This is a genomic window from Zobellia sp. B3R18 (assembly GCF_018860715.1).
GTDB classification, from domain to species: Bacteria; Bacteroidota; Bacteroidia; order Flavobacteriales; family Flavobacteriaceae; genus Zobellia; species Zobellia russellii.
Map to the genome: position 1 here is coordinate 355,628 of NZ_JAHKQG010000014.1, position 18,410 is coordinate 374,037.

The window sequence follows — 18,410 nt, forward strand, 5'->3', positions numbered from 1 at the left end:
GATTATAATTTTTACGTTGTGATATTCTATTCACGGTGTTCTTTAAAACTTCCCCGAGTAACTTATATCAGCGGCTATGAAAAAAAGTATAACAACAGGATTGTTCCTTTCACTTTTTCTATTTTTCTCTTGTACTAAAAGTGATGATTTCTCCATTCCTGACACAGTAGACCCGGATTCGGATGCAGGAGTGGAAATACAGGATTTTATGTGGAAAGCCATGAATTTCTGGTATTTCTGGCAAACCGATGTTGAGAACCTTTCAGACACCAAGTTTCCTAATACTCCAGAGGGTTCCGAAGCTTACACTGCATTTCTAGCTTCTGAATCTGACCCTGGAAAGTTTTTTGACAATAAGCTACTGTCTTCCAAAGACCGCTTTAGTTTCTTTTCGGATGATTATGTAGAACTTACCCAATCTCTTGCCGGAATTTCCAAAAGCAACGGCCTTATGTTCGGTCTTGCCAGACAGAATAAGAACAGTAGTGAGCTTTATGGCTATGTTCAATACATTGTACCCAACTCTAATGCGTCTACAAAAAACATTAAAAGAGGAGACCTTTTTACAGGTGTTAATGGTACTACCCTTACCGACCAAAACTATATAGCACTTCTTTTTGGCGATAATGATACCTACACCTTAAATATGGCCGATATTGTAGGGGAAAACGCAGAACCAAATGGTACGGATATACAATTAACCAAAGAAGTGGGCCTTATGGAAGACCCTATTCTTCTAGATGAGATTATAGAGATACAGGATAAGAAAATTGGCTATTTGGTCTATACAGGTTTTACCAATGAATATGACGAAGAGCTTAATAGGGTATTTGGGCGCTTTAAAGCAAGTAACGTTACAGACCTTGTACTAGACCTTAGGTATAACCCTGGTGGATCAGTAAATACTGCCGTTCTTTTGTCTAGCATGATATACGGTACCAATTCCAAAGATGTTTTTCTAAAGGCGATATATAATGAAAAATATCAAAAAATATTAGATGACAATGATACTGAACTGAGACAGTTTTTTACAGAAAAAACAGGAAAAGGAACAGCTATCAACACCTTAAACTTAGATAAGGTCTATATTTTGACCACTAGTGGAACCGCCTCGGCAAGTGAACTAGTTATTAACGGACTTGACCCCTATATGGATGTTATTCAAATTGGGGGCACTACACGCGGAAAAAATGAATTCAGTGTAACCATGGTAGATGATAGGGACAATAACTACATCTATAGTCCGGAACGAGTAGGAAAAATAAATAAGAAAAATAATTGGGCCATTCAGCCTTTACTGGGAAGAAATGAAAATGCGGAAGGTTTTTCCGAATTCACTAGCGGACTCGCTCCTCAGGTTGAGCTACTAGAAGACCTTAGCAATTTAGGGGTTCTAGGTGATTTGCAAGAGCCGTTTTTGGCCAAAGCCATAGAACTTATAACCGGTTCATCTGCAAAAGGTGTGCAGAAAGTAGAATTCCCTATTAAAACTATGACCAATTCTAAAATGTTTACCCCTTTAAAGGATAATATGTACGTTACCGACCCACCTATTATTTGGTGATTATTTTTTAAGAGATAATTACTCTTGATACATAAGAATTAAATAATTTAACCTCCCGCTAAAGTTCTGTTTTTTAAGTCTAAAATTATATGGACTACAAAATACTGTCGACTAGAACTTAATCTTATACTAATCTCTCTTTCAGTTGTAGTAGAAGATTTACTTTTAAATGCGGTTTTGTTGTTTGCGAGCACTTACAAATGTGCTACAAAGGTACCAAAACCATTCTCAAACACATTTGATAGGTTAGGTCGTTTAGGTGCAGAGTACTTTAAGAAATAATCCGAGCAAACGGAAAAAGACTTGACTCTTATATCTCAGGAGAAACTACTATTTCAAGAAAAGCCACGGATCTCGACAACATTCTTGAGGGTATGTGAAGAAAAATTTGCACGAACTAATTACTAAATATAGAATTGAGGCAAAGCTCAACTCTAGAAAGCTTATTAATTCCCCCATTATCTGACCAATACTACCTTAAAATTACATTGTTAAATAAAACGTTGCTAAAATGATCGAGCATATTAAAATGTTTTAAAAATATGGAATAGAAATCATATTTTTAGCTGAATACTAAGTTTGCGAAATGAAAAATGAATTTTTAACGCCCCTAATAAACAAAATAGGATTTTCCGATAAATATATAATCCTATGTAATAATTTCAGTAGTTTCAAAGATGGAAAAACTCCTTCAATCAATGTTATTAGAGAATTAAATAACACATACTCTTGTTTGTCATATAGTAACAGCGATATGTGTTTTTACATGGAAGAGATAATCAATAATTACATTATTTATTTAAGTATATCTTTTAATAAAGGTTTAATAGAATGTATTTATTCTATCAAAATCAAAAAGGAAGAATTGGCAGCGTTTGCTTCCCGATTTGATTCTTTGGCGGCATTGAATAATAATAAGTTTGAAGACTTAGTAAAATACAATCTTCCAATTTCTTCATCAGACAGTGATTTTAAGAGTATTTTAGAACAAGTACTTATGCTAGATGGAGAGTTTAAGTCAGAATTGAAAAATGCTGATGGAATATAAGGGGGCTAATTTCAACCGATGACCTTGTTACTGATATGAGATGGTAAAATCACAAACTAAAAAACGGCCTGTGGAATACAGGCCGTTTTTTTTAATAATCCATTATAACTTCAGTATTCATAAAACTTTTGATACTTACGTTTTAAATGCGAGGGAATAGAAATTGCTTCCGGATGGAACAATCCCGCCAACAGCTCTACTCCATCTACCAAGGTGGCTGCAGAAGATTGCGTAAACAAATCAAAATCCGCAATATAAACTTGTTGTTTCTGTACGGCATCCAGTGAAGTCCACCCTTCTTTTAATAGTAACAAGTACATTTCCTTTAATGTTCTGTTCATATTAAAACCGCAAGGCGCAATGACCATTACTTCAGGATCATACAACTTTACCTTGTCCCAAGAAAGAACTCCACTGTTCCCAGATGGATTGGAAAGCATATCCACCCCACCGGCAAAACCTATTTGGTGCGGAATCCAATGGCCACAATTATAAATTGGTTCTATCCACTCCAACAACAACACTCTTTTTGTACGCACTTTAGCTGCCCTTAGTTGGTCTACCACATAATCTATTCGTTCATTTAACTTTGACAAATACGTATAGGCCACCTCTTCCTTATTCAATGCCTTGGCAATGGTAATGGCATTTTCAAAGACGTCGTCAAAACTAGATGGACTTATTGAAATAAGCTCCGGTTGCTTTTCTAGGTTTGCAACGGCCGCGGCGGTACATTCCGTATCAATCTGGCAAACATCGCACATATCTTGTGTAAAGATTACATCGGGAGCAATATCCGCCAGTGCTTTTTCATCTACGTAATAGAGTTTCTTTCCTTCTTTTTTACTTTCGGAAAAAAACACGTCTATCTCTTTACTGGAATAGTTTTTACCTTCCAATATACATCGTACTACGGGCTTTTTCTCCTTTAGTGCTTGTAGCGGACATTCAAACGTTATACCATATAAATGCTCTTGCAGCCCCATATCATAGAGCATTTGCGTAACAGCGGGCATGAAAGAGCAGACTTTGAGCATTTAGTTTAATTAAAATATATACCTCCTGGAATGATTCCTACAGCAATGGTGCTGATTAACTCCTTAGTACTTAAATCATAAATATATAAGTCTCCTTTACTAGCATAGTCTTTTGCATCTGTACCATAAAGCTTACCATCATTAACAGTCATACTATAAAACGAGACATTGGTTATATGAGCCTCGGTTGGCAATGCCTCTGATCCAGAATCAAATGAATAAACCGCATTAGACATGCCAAAATATAATGTGTTATTTTCCACACTTAAATCGCCAGGATGCTCTGTAGTTTCAAAATCTAAAATCTGTGCCAACGTATTGTCTGACGTGTTAATTTTTGCAAGTGTGCCATTGGTCTCTTCTCCAGTATATGCTGGAGCTCCACTACTTAACACCCATAAATTTCCAGCATTATCCCATTGCATAGAATTGGGAAAATCACCAACAGTGAGCGTAGTTGACACCACATCAGTGGAGACATCTATGATAGAAACCTTATTGTTCTGGCCAAAAGCCCCTTGATGTGCAACATATACAAAATCTTCATTGGAAGTAATTGCCTCTGGTCCTAACTCGGTAGGAATGGATTTTGATACTACATTGGACTCTAAATCAATAATGGCTACGTAATCATCCGTTTCATCGGCCGTATCACCCCAGTTTGTAACGTATCCCTTACCATTGGCAACAGTAAAGTACCTAGGATTTAAAAGTCCGTCTTCTATGATCGCTTCACTTTTAAACGTATACCGGTTGACCACATGAATTTTATGTGAGTTGTTAACTACAATATATGCCATGTCTTCATCAAAAGCTATGGATTGCACAATGTTGCCAAGATCTTCATTGTTTTCTGCCTTAAAAATAGTCTCTTTAACAAGCAATGAATCATTTGATATATATGTGACAGTTCCAGTACCATTGTTAAACGGACCTTCATTACTTATCAAAATTCCATTTTGGTAATCTCCCTTCACCTCTTCCATTATAACCTCATCGTCATCATCAGAACAACTAACTGCAAATAAAGCCGCCATGGCTACTAAAATTGATACCTTTTTCATTTTCATTTTGTTTTTTTAAATTTTCAACTTTAACTTTAATTGTATGTTTCTATTTGGCATAGGCCTAAAAGCCACATTTTGATACTCTTTATTATATAGATTGTTTATTTGCATTAACACTTCCATATTCAACTTCCGCTTCATTCTAAAATTTCTTCCAAACCCTAGGTTTGAAACGGAATAGCCTGGCAACGACCCAGAATTATCCGAAGTACTAAATACGCTACTATTAAAAAATAATTGGTAAAATAAGCGCCAGTCCGAATATGCATACGTTAAACTAGAAGTTACCTTATGTTGGGGCACATACATTAAAGTTTTATCTGTCTCTGAATCTACCGCCTTAGTGTGCGCGTAACTATTGTCCCAATTAACATCATGATTCCCCCAATTTTGCGAGAATATCAAAGAAACTTCTAGACCATAGTTTAATGCGTCTTTGATATTGACCGGAGACCAAATTCCCATATTGTTAGGTCTCCATTGTATTAGGTCCTCTGAATCAATATAAAAAGCAGCCCATTGAAAGGTATAACTCTCTTTTTTAAAGGTCTGCCCAATGTCTGCCTGTAAAGAAGATTCCGGCCTAATATCCGGGTTTCCACCAGCCCCCCCACCTAAAATCCAATAAACTTCATTGAATGTAGGAACCCTATAATTTTTTGAAGCATTAAAATAAACAGCGTGTTGAGGACTAAAAGAATATCTAGCGTTTAATGAGTAAATTAATGGGCTTTTGTAGTCACTTATAAATTCTTTTCTCAAGTTAGCTCCATAGGTAATTCTATCACCTAAATCGTGCTTAAATAAAAGGGTTGCAGCAAGTGTTTCTCTCTTGCCATTTTCAATAGAAGTCCCTTTTGCTTCAATATGATTATAATCGGCAATTCCATTAAGGACAACATTTTTAAAATTAATTTTATAATCATAATTGACCAAAAACGTATTTGTATTTCCAAAGGAAAAGTCTTCTCTTTCCTTGTTATCATAGTATTTGTACTTTTCATACAGATAACCAAGCTTAACCCGGTGAATACGTTTTGCATTAAAGCTACTCCATTCCAAAAGGTTACGGGAATTGTAATCCCGATAGTTAGAATTTGAAGGTGCGGTGATAGTGCCAGAAAAGTCACGATCGCCAATAAAAGTATTGTGGTAGTACTTTAGTAATTGCCCATCAGTTATTTGGTACCCTATGTTTGTATTGACATTGACATTATTAAAGGCTCCATTTTCATTTCTTTGGTCTGTTCCCAAATATTTATAATTATTTTCTGATTCAAGATAGCCTACTCCAAAACCCACTGTGGTTTTCGCGTCTCCAATAGAAGTATGATAGTTAAAATTCCTTGTATCAAAGCTTCCGTAACTAAAAAGCAACTCATGTTCAGAATGTTTATAGAATCTAAACAAGTCGTTCAAGTGTATACTACCCCCAATTGCTCCACTACCAAATTGCACACTCCCACCCCCACTTCTAACACTTACTGACCCGTAATTTCTTGGTATAATTGTATTAAAATCGGTTTGTCCAGTAAGTTGTGAGTTAATATTGACACCATTCCAGATGACCGCCGTCTGTGATGCGTTAGTTCCACGAAAAGATGGAGAAGAAATCATTCCTAATCCATTTTCTTTCAAATACACATTAGAATTAAATTGTAACAGGTCCGTTAAGGAACTACCGTTACGGTCTACTACAGAGTCATTTAGGATGTCTACTTTTCCATTTGAAAAATGCAAAAGTCGAACATCTGTAAGAATGACCTCATCCAAAACAGTTATGCTTTCCTGTTGGGCATTACAAAGGATAGTGCATAATAAAATATGAATAATCAAAAATGGCTTATAATCTCTCATACCGTTAAAGACCTTTTACCCGAAAGTCTTGTTTAAGGTTATGAAATTGGCAGGTCTCCTGACTTGTTCCATGTTATTTTACCTTCCCATCCATTTAAACGGACAGTGGTGTAGAAGAAAACAACACCCTCATTAAGAGGCACCAAGAAATTCTTGGTAAGAACATACAGTTGCGGGAACAGTTCCGGATTTTAACCGGATTCCCTTTTAATCGACAAAGTATATGCTACCGTATCGAACCAAAATTCGCGGCGAAGGTAATCAATTCGTTCAAAATTACAACCCTAAAAAAAGTCCGTTCTCAAACGATATAGAACAAAATAGATGTGCTTTTTACAAAAACGTCTTAATTAGTGGCTAAAAGCTTAACCTCAAAAATAAGTACGGAACCCCCAGGAATACCACGGTTATCAGAGTTTCCATAACCCAAAGCCGCAGGTACCAAAAGAATACCGTTTCCTCCTTCTTTAAAATAGGTGATTCCTTCTGTCCACCCAGCAATTACCTGCCTTAGGTTAAAAGAAACACCTTCCGCACTACTTTCATCAAAAACTTCTTTGTCCGTAAAGTAACCTTTATACGCCACAGTAACATCCGAATTAAAATTTGGTCGTTCTCCCGTACCTTCTTCTTCAACTACATAATAGAGTCCACTATCGCTCCTAGTGGCATTTAAACCATTTGCCGCAATATATTCCTTTATCTCCTCTTCATTCTTGGCTACATAATCTACTTTTTCATCATCACTACACGAGCCAAATACAACTAAGGCTAAAACAAATAAAATTTTCTTCATTACAATTTTTTTAAGCATCAAATATAATGAACTATTAACAGGCCTTAAACTATTTTTAAACTCCCTTAAAATTAATTTAATAGCACAATGACAATTAGTGGGTTACGTACCTCCTCTTTCAAAAAATATTTAGCCCGCCACTTTTTTCTTAGGGCATAAAGAATGTACCTTTAATGCCATAATAGAGCCATACCTCAACTACAGAAACAAAACAAACCCATTGAAAAACAGCATCTTAATTCTATTTTTTTGCTTCTTTATCGCTTGTAAGACCGATAAAAAAAGTGACTCGCGATTACAACTTGAGCCTTCAACAGAAATTGAAATTAGCCATGCCAAAGGTTTTTCAATTGAGACCTCCAGTAACGGACTAACCACTATTGAAGTCTCATCTGCTTGGCCTGGAGCGGACACTTCCTTTAAATATGCGTTGATTCCAAAAAGTAAATTGGCCTCAATTACGTTTAGTAAGGACGAATATGATGCTGTTGTTGCCGTACCCATAGAACGGTTGATCGTAACTTCTACAACTCATATACCCGCCCTTGAAGCCTTGGGCGTAACCAACAAACTAGTTGGCTTCCCTAATACAGATTTAATTTCCTCTGAAAAGACACGTAAACGAATTGATAATGGACATATAAAGGAACTAGGGAACAATGAAACGTTGAATACCGAAATTACCCTAAACCTTAAACCTGATGTAGTTGTAGGTTTTGGTATTAACAATCAGAATAAGGCGTACGAAACCTTAATTCGTTCTAACATTCCTGTGGTTTATAATGGAGACTGGACAGAGGAATCTCCCTTAGGAAAAACGGAATGGCTCAAGTTTTTTGCTCCTTTTTTTGGTTTGGAAACTAAAGCGGACAGTATCTTTAAATCTATAGAAAAGTCTTACTTACAAACAAAAGATATTGCTAATCGTGCTACCAAAAAACCTACGGTTCTTACAGGCGGACTATACAAAGACGTTTGGCATGTTGCTGGAGGAAAAAGCTGGATGGCACAATTTTTAAGGGATGCCAAAACCGATTATTTATGGAAAGAAACTCCCGAAACCGGGGGAATTGGCCTGAGCTTGGAATCTGTTCTAGCCACTGCACAAGATGCAGATTATTGGCTAAACCCTTCAATGCTTACCTCCTATGAAGAAGTAAATGAATCCAACAAACATTACACTCAATTTAAGGCTTACAAGGACAAAACCGTTTTTTCCAATACAATTGCCAAAGGAGAAACAGGCGGTTTATTATACTATGAATTGGGGCCTATGCGGCCAGACCTTGTGCTAAAAGACCTTATCCACATTTTTCATCCAGAATTGCTTCCGGACCACGAACTGTTTTTCTTTAAGCCTTTAAACTAATTGCAAGACCCTAAAACATACCGTAATTCATTCATTTTCCTGATTGCTATTTTAGTAGTTGCATTAGGGGTCAACGTCTCTTTGGGGTCGGTTTCTATTCCCTTTTCGGAAACATTACATTCCATATTTGGCAAAGAAATAGAAAATACCGCTTGGGAATATATCATTTGGAACTACAGGATACCCAAAGCTTTTACGGCTATATTGGTAGGCGCAGGATTATCCTTAAGCGGGCTCTTGATGCAAACCTTGTTCAGGAACCCCTTGGCAGGCCCATTCGTACTGGGTATTAGCTCCGGGGCCAGTTTAGGTGCCGCTTTCTTAATTATGGGGTCATCAACATTGGCATCATTATTCGGGTTGAGTCTAGTTACGGATGTATCTATGGCCATTGTTTCCAGTATAGGTAGTTTTCTGGTACTTTTGGCCGTTATCACTGTGGCTTCCAAAGTAAAGGACACTATGGCCCTTTTGATAATAGGACTCATGTTCGGGAGTATTAGCGCTGCAATAGTGAGTGTGCTTTCTTACTTTACGGATGCAGAGAAGCTTCAACAGTTTGTGTACTGGTCTTTTGGGAGTGTTGGCAACCTATCTTGGCACCAATTGGGCCTACTGTTCATCATTATCCTTTTAGGAATACTTCTTGCCATATTGTGCATAAAACCGTTAAACGCCCTTCTGCTTGGAGAAAACTATGCAAAAAGTTTGGGCGTAAATTTAATTCGTTCACGGTATCAAATTATTATTGCAACGGGCTTACTGGCCGGGGTTGTTACCGCGTTTGCCGGTCCCATTGCTTTTATAGGTTTGGCCGTGCCACATTTAACACGCCAAATCTTCAACACCACGGAACATCGCATTTTACTTCCTGCCGTTCTAATCTACGGAGCCATTTTAATGCTTATTTGTGATACTATAGCCCAACTTCCTAATAGTGCCGAAGTATTTCCTATCAACGCAATTACAAGCATTCTAGGAGCTCCTGTAGTTATCTGGTTGTTAATTAGAAAAAGAAAGATGGTGTTTTAACAATAGTTCTTTTCTTTAAGCTTTAAATTATACATATAAGATCATATGTTATACTCTGGTTATTCCTAATCCTATAGTTTTACAAGTAATGAACTATTGAACTTTTTTCTTTAAATCAATCTTAACAACATCAATGAAAACTAAACTAATTTACCTGCTTCTTCTTGTATCTACAACCTATTTCTTGAATGCTCAAAAGAACGATAAAGGATGGGAGAACCTATTGGACAAAGACCTTACGAACTGGGATATTTTCATGGGTGTACCTCATACGTCATTAGACCTAGAAGGCTATGAAAAAGGAGACGGTATGCACGGCACACCAATTGGACTCAACAATGACCCTTTAAATGTCTTTACCACTACTCAGGAAAACGGGGAAACCATTTTAAATGTAAGCGGGGAAATTTACGGAGGTTTAAGCACCAAAAAAGAATATGAAAACTACCATTTGATCTTTGATATAAAATGGGGAACGAAAAAATACGAACCACGCTTAAAAGATAAAAGAGACAGTGGTGTACTCTACCACGCCCAAGAACCTCACGGACAGTTCTGGAACGTTTGGATGCGTGCCCCGGAAATGCAAGTACAAGAAACGGATTGTGGTGATTTCTTTCCACTGGCCGGTGTTAGCATGGACATCAAGGCTACAAAACGAATGGACAACGGAAAAGAGTTTTGGTTCTATGACCCAAATGGCGAAATGCGTACTTTTAAAACCGGCGGTAATGGCCGTTGTAGAAGAATTGCTGATTTTGAAAATCCGCATGGGCAATGGAGCCGTTTGGAACTTATCTGCATAGAGGATAAGGCCTACCATATTGTAAACGGAAAAGTGGTTATGGTTCTAGAAAATGCAAAAGAATACAACAAAGAAGGTATCGCAAAATCACTGACAAAAGGAAAAATACAGTTTCAGTCCGAAGCCTGCGAGGTTTATTACAAGAATATTAAGATAAAGAACATCAAAAAGTTACCAAAGGAAATCAAAAAACAACTTTAATAAAAAATCGTCATAGGGCTCCTAAAAAAACATAGTACGCTTTCATCTGCCAACCTATCTATTGGATACGGTTCCAATGCTATTGCCCAAAATATTACTTTTGGCCTGGAGCCCGGCGAGCTTACCGCCATAGTTGGCATAAACGGTATTGGAAAATCTACTTTATTGCGAACCCTGGGCAATTCACAACCTCAGCTGGCCGGCCATATAGCGGTTAAGGGCAAACCTATTGCCGCTTACTCTCCGCAAGACCTATCAGCTGAGATAAGCATGGTTCTTACGGAGCCTATTGCCTCTAAAAACCTTTCCGTTATTGAATTAGTGGCTTTAGGAAGGCAGCCCTATACCAATTGGCTGGGTACTCTTACAGCAACGGACAAACAGAAAATAAAAGAAGCCCTAAAATCCCTGCAGCTAGAAAAACTTCAGGATAAAAAATGTTATGAGCTAAGCGACGGGCAATTGCAACGTGTTATGATTGCCCGGGCTTTAGCGCAAGATACATCTATCATCCTATTGGACGAACCCACTACGCATCTAGACCTTTACCATAAAATACAGATTTTAAAACTGCTTCGTTCCATTGCACATTCCACAAAAAAAATTGTGCTATTTACTACCCATGAGATTGAAATGGCTATTCAGCTGTGTGACAAAATGGTTCTGTTAGATGGAAAAGAAAATTATTTTGGAAAACCTTGCGAACTAATTGAACAAAAAGCGTTTGAGTCGTTATTCCCTTCCGATACCGTTGCTTTTGACCCAAAGACAGGTTCTTTTAGGATAAAAAAGTAACGTAAGCGTGATGTTTGGTTTTAAAGCCAATCTCGTATCTTTACCCCCGAACACTTTATTTTACAAATGAACATTTACCTTATATATTTATTAATAGGACTGATATGTCTTGCGGCAGGCTATTTCCTAGGAAACTATATTCAAAATTTAAAGACAAAAAGTAGCCAGAGTGCGCTTGAAGAACGCGAACAACAGTTACATGCAAATCTTGGTGTTATGGAGCAACGGCTACGTGACAGTGAAGAACACAAACTGCAACTGCAGAGTGAAAAAGAACAACTGGGCAACCAGATTGTACGTTACCAGGCCGATTTAGAGAACCTTCAACTAAAAAACAGGGAACAAAAAGACGAGGTAGAAAAGCTTCAAGAAAAGTTTACCAAAGAGTTTGAAAATCTTGCCAACAAAATTTTAGAGGAGAAAAGTTTAAAGTTTACGGAACGTAACGAAAAGAACATTAAAGACATCCTATCCCCTTTAAATGAAAAAATACAACTTTTTGAAAAGAAAGTTGAAGAGAGCCAAAAGGAGAACATCAGCATACATTCAGCCTTAAAAGAGCAACTTTTAAACCTGCAGACACAAAACCTAAAAATCACCCAAGAAGCAGAGAACCTTACCAAGGCATTAAAAGGCGACAGCAAAATGCAAGGAAATTGGGGGGAATTGGTTCTGGAACGTGTATTGGAAAAATCCGGTCTTGAAAAAGACAGGGAATATTCCGTGCAACAAAGTTTTACCCGAGAAGATGGCTCAAGAGTACTTCCAGATGTTATTATTAACCTACCCGATGGGAAAAAGATGGTTGTTGATTCCAAAGTATCCCTTACCGATTATGAGCGGTACGTAAACGCGGAAGAGGACCTGCGCGAAAAATTCCTAAAGGACCATATTAATTCCCTTAAGCGTCACGTAGACCAGCTTTCTTCAAAAAAATACGAAGACCTGTACGCTATGGAAAGTCCGGATTTTGTGCTCATGTTCGTACCCATAGAACCTGCTTTTGCCATTGCTATAAACAATGACCCTACGTTATACAACAAAGCATTTGAACAGAACATAGTTATAGTTACCCCATCTACCTTACTTGCTACCCTGCGTACCATAGACAGTATGTGGAACAATGAAAAGCAACAGCGCAACGCCATAGAGATTGCCAGACAGGCGGGAGCTCTTTATGATAAGTTTGAAGGTTTTGTAAACGACCTTACCAAAGTTGGTAAGAAAATGGACGAGGCCAAATCTGAATACAAAGGAGCTATGAACAAACTTGTAGAAGGGCGGGGCAACATTGTTATTAGCATAGAAAAATTGAAGAAAATGGGTGCCAAGGCTAAAAAATCCATTCCCGAACCCATATTAAAACGCGCTCAAGATGATGATTTTGAAAGCGAACTAAAACTGAAACCATGAAAAAGTCGCTTTTTGTAACCCTGGGCATTATTATAGCCCTTTTCGCAATTGTTTACGCCTTTATTTACTTTGTACCGTATAGCGATGGTATACGCTCTGGAGAGCTAATAAAAATAAGCCACAAAGGAGTTATCATAAAAACTTGGGAAGGCGAGATAAGTCAAGGTATTTCCGGAGCTCAAATCTTTTCTTTTTCTGTGTTGGACAAGGATAAAGAAGTAATAGAGAAGCTTCAAGAATATCAGGGCCAATATGTAAAATTGCACTATGTAGAACGCTTTGCTACCTTTCTTTGGTTGGGCGATAGTAAATATTTCATTACCGACGTACAGAAAGAACAATCACCTCATTTTAGAAACTAATGGAAAAGTTTAAAAGCGCTAACGAGTCTAGAGTATCAATAACAGAGCTTATGCTCCCCTCCCATTCTAATTTTGGGGGTAAGGTTCACGGTGGCCACATTCTTAATCTTATGGATCAAATTGCCTTTGCCTGTGCTTCTAAACACTCGCAGCGGTACTGTGTAACGGCATCCGTTAACCGTGTAGATTTTTTACACCCTGTGGAAGTGGGTGAACTCTTAACGCTTAGAGCCTCTATTAACTATACGGGAAAAACATCTATGGTCGTGGGGGTTCGCGTAGAATCGCAAAACATAACCACGGGTACAAAGCGCCATTGCAACTCTTCCTATTTTACTATGGTAGCGAAAGATGAAAACGGGAAAAGTGTTCCCGTACCCGGCTTACTTCTAGAAAACGAACAAGGTGTTAGACGTTTTTCCAGAAGTAAACAGCGTAAAGAAGAGGCCTTTTCAAGGGACACTCAGTTTGACTCTTCACAATTTAAAATGGAAATGCATTTAGAGAGTCTTAGCAACGAAAATGTTAAACTTGCCCTTCGGTAATTTTAGCGGCCGCGGCCTTATCCAAAAACCAAAGTAAATCTCCTGTTGTAGGTGCCACTAAATTGGCAGGGTACGCAGTGTACGAACCTTCCTTATTTATAATTTCTCCTACCTTTTCCTCTTTACTGGCCCCTGTTACCAAAAAGGCTACCGTTTTAGAGTGGTTGATGACATTCCCGGTTATGGTAACTCGTTTTTGACCAGAATCTGGATGAACGGCAACTGCACAAAGGTTTTCTGAGTCCCACAATTCTATTTCATGTGGAAAAATAGATGCTGTATGACCATCATCTCCCATACCCAAAATAACTAAATCAAATTGAGGGAATCCGTTTTTGGCCGGAAGTTCATTTTTCAATACTTGGGCATAACGCTCCGCCTCCTTTTCAGGGTCATTTTCTCCTTCTACCCTATGAATATTACCCTCTGGGATATCAATTTTTGACAAAAGGTGCTCTACGGTCATTTTATAATTACTTTCATCATCCGTAGGAAGTACACAGCGTTCATCTCCCCAATAAAAATGCACCAGTTTCCAATCTATACTAGCTCCAAACTTTTCGGCCAGTACATCAAAAACTATTTTTGGCGTGCTTCCTCCCGAAAGCGCTACATGAAAAGGTTCGTTTCCTTTGGTCTGCTCTGCAAAATACTTTGAAAACTCTTGAGCAACTTCAACTTTATCTTGATATATCTTTAATTCCATACTTTTATTTAAATGAACAAAAGGGCCCTTCTTTAAAAAGGGCCTTTACTTTAATTAACAAATGACACAAAAACCAGGGTCGTCCGTAAGATTAGGACCTGGATTTCTCCACTCACCAATACCATCTATGAGCTCATGAGAATTTTCAGGGCCCCAAACACCGGCGGCATAACCGTACATACGCACATCTTTACCGTTTTCCCAGTACTTTAAGATAGGGTCTACAAATTCCCAAGCCGCCTCAACCTCATCAGCTCTCGCATATAAGGTTGCATCACCCTGCATAGCATCTAACAATAAGCGCTCGTACGCATCCATTACATGGGTTTCAGCTAAACTAGAATAGTAAAAATCTAAATTGGCACGTTCTACCTTAAAGCCCTGACCTGGTACTTTTACTCCAAATTTCAATAGAATACCTTCATCTGGCTGAATACGGATTACCAACTTGTTGTCCTTACTATCCAACCCGGAATCTTGAAAAATTTGATGATGAGGGGTTTTAAAGTGAATCACCACTTCCGTTGCCTTGGTAGGCATTCTCTTTGCGGTGCGAACGTAGAACGGTGTATCTTTCCATCTCCAGTTATCAACAAAGAACTTAATGGCCGCAAAGGTTTCCGTGGTAGAATCTTTATCCACTCCCTCTTCCTCACGATAACCTTTAACTTCTTCTCCGTCTATAACAGATTTGGTGTATTGCGCCCTAATGGTATTATCAAATAATTCCTGCTCGGTTTTCATAACCCTGAGCGATTTAAGCGCCTTTACCTTTTCGTTTCGTATATCTTCCGGAGCATCGCTTATAGGCGGCTCCATAACAATCAAAGAAACAATCTGTAATAAATGGTTCTGGAACATATCGCGTAAGGCACCGGATTTATCATAATATCCTCCTCTTTTCTCCACACCAACACTCTCTGCATTGGTAATTTCTACGTGGTGTATGTAGTTCCTGTTCCAAAGAGGCTCAAAAATACTGTTGGCAAAACGGGTAACCAATAGGTTCTGTACCGTCTCCTTACCTAAATAGTGGTCTATTCTATATATCTGATGTTCCTTAAAAAATTGCTGAAGGCCGCTATTAAGCTGTTTGGCAGTATCCAAACTGTAGCCAAAAGGTTTTTCAACAATTAAGCGTTTCCAACCATTATTTTGGGTGCTCATACCTGCATCTGCAAGGTTTTGAGCTATTGTTTCATACAACGTAGGCGGTGTAGAAAGGTAGTATATAATATTACCAGATGTTTGGTATTTGTTCTTTAAGTCTTCAACCCTCTTTCTCAAGCGACCATAGTCCGTGTCATAACTCCCTCCTAAATCTTCGTAAAAGAATTTATCCGCAAAGTTCTTTACTTCCTCTTCCTTTAGACCTTTAAGTTTATCCTCTAAATAAGTGCTCTCTAATACCACTTTATTCCTAAAAGCGCTATCGGTCATATCACTCCTACTTGCCCCCAGTACCACAAAATTTTCAGGAAGTTGATTGGCCTGATACAAATTAAAAAGTGCGGGTACAAGTTTTCTTGCCGTAAGGTCGCCAGAAGCGCCAAATATCACAAGAATTTGATTTTCTGTTTTATTCATAATGAGATAATATCCTAATACTATTTGAAAGGTTAAAAGTATCGAAAAGATGCAGTAATACCAACGAGTTTACCCTAAGATAATCTTACATTTCAATAATTTCGTTTAATTTTGGTTGTACCTACCAAAAAAGAACAATTTGAACGTTGATCGTTTAATTTTAAAATTAGGAAATGGAAGAAAAATATGATTTTGGATTAATAGGCCTTGGTGTTATGGGCCGTAACTTTATATTAAATGTAGCAGACAATGGTTTTTCTGCTTTCGGATACGATTTAGACGCTGAAAAAGTAGCCGCTTTAAAGGAAGAAGGAGGCCATGAGGCCAAGGTCAATGCCTCTACGAACATCAAAACATTCGTTAAATCGTTAAAGGAACCCCGAAAAATTATGCTTTTGGTTCCTGCTGGTAAAATTGTAGATGCCGTTATAGAAAGTCTTTTACCTCATATAGATCGCGGTGATATCATAATAGACGGTGGAAACTCATTTTTTACGGATACTGACCGTCGTGAAGCCTATCTTCATGATAAGGCGATTAACTTTTTTGGAGCCGGTGTTTCGGGTGGTGCAAAAGGTGCTCGTCTAGGGCCAAGCATCATGCCTGGAGGCTCAAAATCTGCCTACCAACATATCAAACCTATTTTTGAGGCGGTATCTGCAAAATACAAAGGCGAACCTTGTGTTGCATATTTAGGTCCAAAATCGTCCGGAAACTACGTAAAAATGGTTCACAATGGTATTGAATATGGACTTATGCAATTAACTTCGGAAGTATATGACCTGCTCAAAAAGGCCGGGGATTATACCAACGAGGAGCTTCATACTACCTACTCTAAATGGAACGAGGGCCGTTTACAATCTTTTCTTGTTGAGATTACCTCTAAAATCTTTATTCAGAAAGATGAGCTTAACTTAAGCAAATTGGGGCTTTTAGACCAGATATCTGATCGGGCAAAACAAAAAGGTACAGGAAAATGGACCAGCCAAAACGCAATGGATTTGGGCATCCCCGTTCCTTCTATAGATATTGCCGTTAGCATGCGTGAAATATCAGCCTTAAAAGAAGAGCGAGTGAAGGCAGACGAATTGTACGACCGTCCAGAAGTTGAAAAATTAGACAAGGAAGAATTAGAGAAAATGGCAGAAGAAGCCCTTTACTTCTCCTTTATTATAACTTACGCCCAAGGACTTCACCAATTAGCTGATGCTTCAAAAGAATACAATTACAACTTGGATATAGCTACAATTGCAAAAATCTGGCGTGAAGGATGTATTATTCGTGCGGGATTATTAGCTGATATTTCAGATGCGTTTGAAGCGGACAAGGACCTTCCGAACCTTTTACTTTCTGATCAGTTTATAGACAAAGTAAAAGGCAGTGTTGGCTCTGCTAGAAAATTGGTAGCACACGCAGCCAAAAACGGAATTCCTTTACCTGGCCTTTCTAACTCGCTTACCTATTTTGATGCCTATACATCAAGTAGATTGCCGTTAAACCTTATTCAGGCACAACGGGATTTCTTTGGTTCTCACACATATGAGCGTTTAGACAAAGAGGGTATTTTCCATACAGAATGGGAATAAAATTAGTTGACCATTAACCTAACTCAATGAGACTAGAACAATAAGGGCATGAGCAAATACAACAATAGCGATTTTTTAATTGAAAATTCTATTTGGGCCCAGACCTGTGTTCTTATACTCATTTTTCTGGTTACCTCTTGCAAACAAGCAAATGAAGAGCAACCAGTAAAGGTTCTTGATGAACATACTTTAACTAGAAGGGTCGATGGTGCTGCCGTCGACCCTCTTACCAAACAAGTCTACGTACCCATTTATTCGGATATTTATAACCAGACCAGAGACTCAAGAACTTTATTGACGGCCACATTAAGCATTAGAAATACCAGTTTAAAAGATAGCCTATTCATCACCACTATAGATTATTACAATACAGGAGGTGACCTAGTTAGGAGTTACCTGGACCAAGCCATTTATCTCCGCCCTATGGAGTCTATTGACTATGTTATAGAACAACAGGATACTTCTGGAGGTAGCGGTGCCAATTTTATCATAGATTGGTATTCCAAACATCCCATAAACCCCTTATTTCAAGCAGTAATGGTTGGTGGTTTGGGTGCACAAGCATTTTCCTTTACTACAGAGGGAATAGAAGTAGACGCAGAATAATATATTCAAGGGCAATTACGTCCTATCTATCAAG

17 protein-coding genes and 1 riboswitch are annotated in these 18,410 nt (G+C 38.1%); of the genes, 11 read left to right on the forward strand and 6 right to left on the reverse strand.

All coding sequences use genetic code 11. The annotated features are described in order from the left end of the window. The first annotated feature begins 76 nt into the window (after positions 1 to 76). Together KO513_RS18205 and KO513_RS18210 are read left to right on the forward strand one after the other, a co-directional pair. The gene (locus tag KO513_RS18205; RefSeq protein ID WP_215914626.1) at positions 77 to 1,564 is read left to right on the forward strand and encodes a S41 family peptidase; all 1,488 of its coding nucleotides are present in this window, start codon (positions 77 to 79) and stop codon (positions 1,562 to 1,564) included. Between the two features lie 586 nt (positions 1,565 to 2,150). Then, complete coding sequence (locus KO513_RS18210) at positions 2,151 to 2,612, forward strand: hypothetical protein (RefSeq protein ID WP_215914627.1); 462 nt, start codon at positions 2,151 to 2,153, stop codon at positions 2,610 to 2,612. 110 nt (positions 2,613 to 2,722) lie between these two features. Here the strand turns inward: KO513_RS18210 and KO513_RS18215 are convergent, their stop codons facing one another. The 4 genes from KO513_RS18215 to KO513_RS18230 all read right to left on the reverse strand — a co-directional run bounded on the left by KO513_RS18215 (position 2,723) and on the right by KO513_RS18230 (position 7,369). Further along, entirely contained in the window at positions 2,723 to 3,649 is a 927-nt protein-coding gene (locus tag KO513_RS18215) for an ABC transporter substrate-binding protein (RefSeq protein WP_215914628.1), read from the reverse strand. A gap of 5 nt (positions 3,650 to 3,654) precedes the next feature. After that, the gene (locus tag KO513_RS18220) at positions 3,655 to 4,713 is read right to left on the reverse strand and encodes a YncE family protein (protein WP_252735951.1); all 1,059 of its coding nucleotides are present in this window, start codon (positions 4,711 to 4,713) and stop codon (positions 3,655 to 3,657) included. A 15-nt stretch (positions 4,714 to 4,728) separates the two neighbouring features. After that, on the reverse strand, positions 4,729 to 6,573 hold the full coding sequence (locus tag KO513_RS18225) for a TonB-dependent receptor plug domain-containing protein (RefSeq protein WP_215914630.1): 1,845 nt from the start codon (positions 6,571 to 6,573) through the stop codon (positions 4,729 to 4,731). Positions 6,574 to 6,604: 31 nt separating this feature from the next. Further along, positions 6,605 to 6,832: riboswitch (cobalamin riboswitch) on the reverse strand. 87 nt (positions 6,833 to 6,919) lie between these two features. After that, positions 6,920 to 7,369 carry an FKBP-type peptidyl-prolyl cis-trans isomerase gene (locus tag KO513_RS18230; RefSeq protein ID WP_215914631.1) on the reverse strand — a complete coding sequence of 150 codons (450 nt, stop codon included), beginning with the start codon at positions 7,367 to 7,369 and terminating at the stop codon, positions 6,920 to 6,922. Positions 7,370 to 7,589: 220 nt separating this feature from the next. On the opposite strand from KO513_RS18230, the gene KO513_RS18235 reads away from it, so the two are divergent. The 7 genes from KO513_RS18235 (at position 7,590) to KO513_RS18265 (ending at position 13,891) form a co-directional block, all read left to right on the forward strand. Further along, entirely contained in the window at positions 7,590 to 8,738 is a 1,149-nt protein-coding gene (locus KO513_RS18235) for an ABC transporter substrate-binding protein (RefSeq protein ID WP_215914632.1), read from the forward strand. Beyond that, positions 8,739 to 9,770, forward strand: a complete 1,032-nt coding sequence (locus KO513_RS18240) for a FecCD family ABC transporter permease (RefSeq protein ID WP_215914633.1) — start codon at positions 8,739 to 8,741, stop codon at positions 9,768 to 9,770. A gap of 133 nt (positions 9,771 to 9,903) precedes the next feature. Continuing rightward, the gene (locus tag KO513_RS18245) at positions 9,904 to 10,776 is read left to right on the forward strand and encodes a 3-keto-disaccharide hydrolase (protein ID WP_215914634.1); all 873 of its coding nucleotides are present in this window, start codon (positions 9,904 to 9,906) and stop codon (positions 10,774 to 10,776) included. Between the two features lie 93 nt (positions 10,777 to 10,869). Beyond that, positions 10,870 to 11,571, forward strand: a complete 702-nt coding sequence (locus tag KO513_RS18250; RefSeq protein WP_371735996.1) for an ABC transporter ATP-binding protein — start codon at positions 10,870 to 10,872, stop codon at positions 11,569 to 11,571. Positions 11,572 to 11,637: 66 nt separating this feature from the next. Beyond that, complete coding sequence (gene rmuC / locus KO513_RS18255) at positions 11,638 to 12,984, forward strand: DNA recombination protein RmuC (RefSeq protein WP_215914635.1); 1,347 nt, start codon at positions 11,638 to 11,640, stop codon at positions 12,982 to 12,984. Next, on the forward strand, positions 12,981 to 13,346 hold the full coding sequence (locus KO513_RS18260; protein WP_215438973.1) for a 6-phosphogluconate dehydrogenase: 366 nt from the start codon (positions 12,981 to 12,983) through the stop codon (positions 13,344 to 13,346). Before rmuC ends, KO513_RS18260 begins: the two co-directional genes overlap by 4 nt. Continuing rightward, positions 13,346 to 13,891, forward strand: a complete 546-nt coding sequence (locus KO513_RS18265; protein WP_215438972.1) for an acyl-CoA thioesterase — start codon at positions 13,346 to 13,348, stop codon at positions 13,889 to 13,891. The genes KO513_RS18260 and KO513_RS18265 overlap by 1 nt, the downstream gene beginning before the upstream one ends. On the opposite strand, the gene pgl is transcribed toward KO513_RS18265, so the two are convergent. Together pgl and zwf are read right to left on the reverse strand one after the other, a co-directional pair. Further along, entirely contained in the window at positions 13,872 to 14,597 is a 726-nt protein-coding gene (gene pgl, locus KO513_RS18270; RefSeq protein ID WP_215914636.1) for a 6-phosphogluconolactonase, read from the reverse strand. The genes KO513_RS18265 and pgl overlap by 20 nt on opposite strands. 54 nt (positions 14,598 to 14,651) lie before the next feature. Next, positions 14,652 to 16,184, reverse strand: a complete 1,533-nt coding sequence (zwf, locus tag KO513_RS18275) for a glucose-6-phosphate dehydrogenase (RefSeq protein WP_215914637.1) — start codon at positions 16,182 to 16,184, stop codon at positions 14,652 to 14,654. 173 nt (positions 16,185 to 16,357) lie between these two features. On the opposite strand from zwf, the gene gndA reads away from it, so the two are divergent. Together gndA and KO513_RS18285 are read left to right on the forward strand one after the other, a co-directional pair. Next, a complete protein-coding gene (gene gndA, locus KO513_RS18280; RefSeq protein ID WP_215914638.1) occupies positions 16,358 to 17,770 on the forward strand; it encodes an NADP-dependent phosphogluconate dehydrogenase in 1,413 nt (470 codons plus the stop codon). Between the two features lie 48 nt (positions 17,771 to 17,818). Continuing rightward, positions 17,819 to 18,376 carry a DUF3124 domain-containing protein gene (locus tag KO513_RS18285; protein WP_215438968.1) on the forward strand — a complete coding sequence of 186 codons (558 nt, stop codon included), beginning with the start codon at positions 17,819 to 17,821 and terminating at the stop codon, positions 18,374 to 18,376. The last annotated feature ends 34 nt before the right edge of the window (positions 18,377 to 18,410 follow it).

Excerpts from the sequence above, each read along its gene's own strand:
- KO513_RS18230 (WP_215914631.1), bottom strand. The coding sequence starts at position 7,369 with ATGAAGAAAATTTTATTTGTTTTAGCCTTAGTTGTATTTGGCTCGTGT.
- KO513_RS18245 (WP_215914634.1), top strand. The coding sequence starts at position 9,904 with ATGAAAACTAAACTAATTTACCTGCTTCTTCTTGTATCTACAACCTAT.
- rmuC (WP_215914635.1), top strand. The coding sequence starts at position 11,638 with ATGAACATTTACCTTATATATTTATTAATAGGACTGATATGTCTTGCG.
- KO513_RS18205 (WP_215914626.1), top strand. The coding sequence starts at position 77 with ATGAAAAAAAGTATAACAACAGGATTGTTCCTTTCACTTTTTCTATTT.
- KO513_RS18215 (WP_215914628.1), bottom strand. The coding sequence starts at position 3,649 with ATGCTCAAAGTCTGCTCTTTCATGCCCGCTGTTACGCAAATGCTCTAT.
- KO513_RS18225 (WP_215914630.1), bottom strand. The coding sequence starts at position 6,573 with ATGAGAGATTATAAGCCATTTTTGATTATTCATATTTTATTATGCACT.
- KO513_RS18220 (WP_252735951.1), bottom strand. The coding sequence starts at position 4,713 with ATGAAAAAGGTATCAATTTTAGTAGCCATGGCGGCTTTATTTGCAGTT.
- KO513_RS18265 (WP_215438972.1), top strand. The coding sequence starts at position 13,346 with ATGGAAAAGTTTAAAAGCGCTAACGAGTCTAGAGTATCAATAACAGAG.
- KO513_RS18210 (WP_215914627.1), top strand. The coding sequence starts at position 2,151 with ATGAAAAATGAATTTTTAACGCCCCTAATAAACAAAATAGGATTTTCC.
- zwf (WP_215914637.1), bottom strand. The coding sequence starts at position 16,184 with ATGAATAAAACAGAAAATCAAATTCTTGTGATATTTGGCGCTTCTGGC.
- KO513_RS18285 (WP_215438968.1), top strand. The coding sequence starts at position 17,819 with ATGAGCAAATACAACAATAGCGATTTTTTAATTGAAAATTCTATTTGG.
- KO513_RS18260 (WP_215438973.1), top strand. The coding sequence starts at position 12,981 with ATGAAAAAGTCGCTTTTTGTAACCCTGGGCATTATTATAGCCCTTTTC.
- pgl (WP_215914636.1), bottom strand. The coding sequence starts at position 14,597 with ATGGAATTAAAGATATATCAAGATAAAGTTGAAGTTGCTCAAGAGTTT.
- gndA (WP_215914638.1), top strand. The coding sequence starts at position 16,358 with ATGGAAGAAAAATATGATTTTGGATTAATAGGCCTTGGTGTTATGGGC.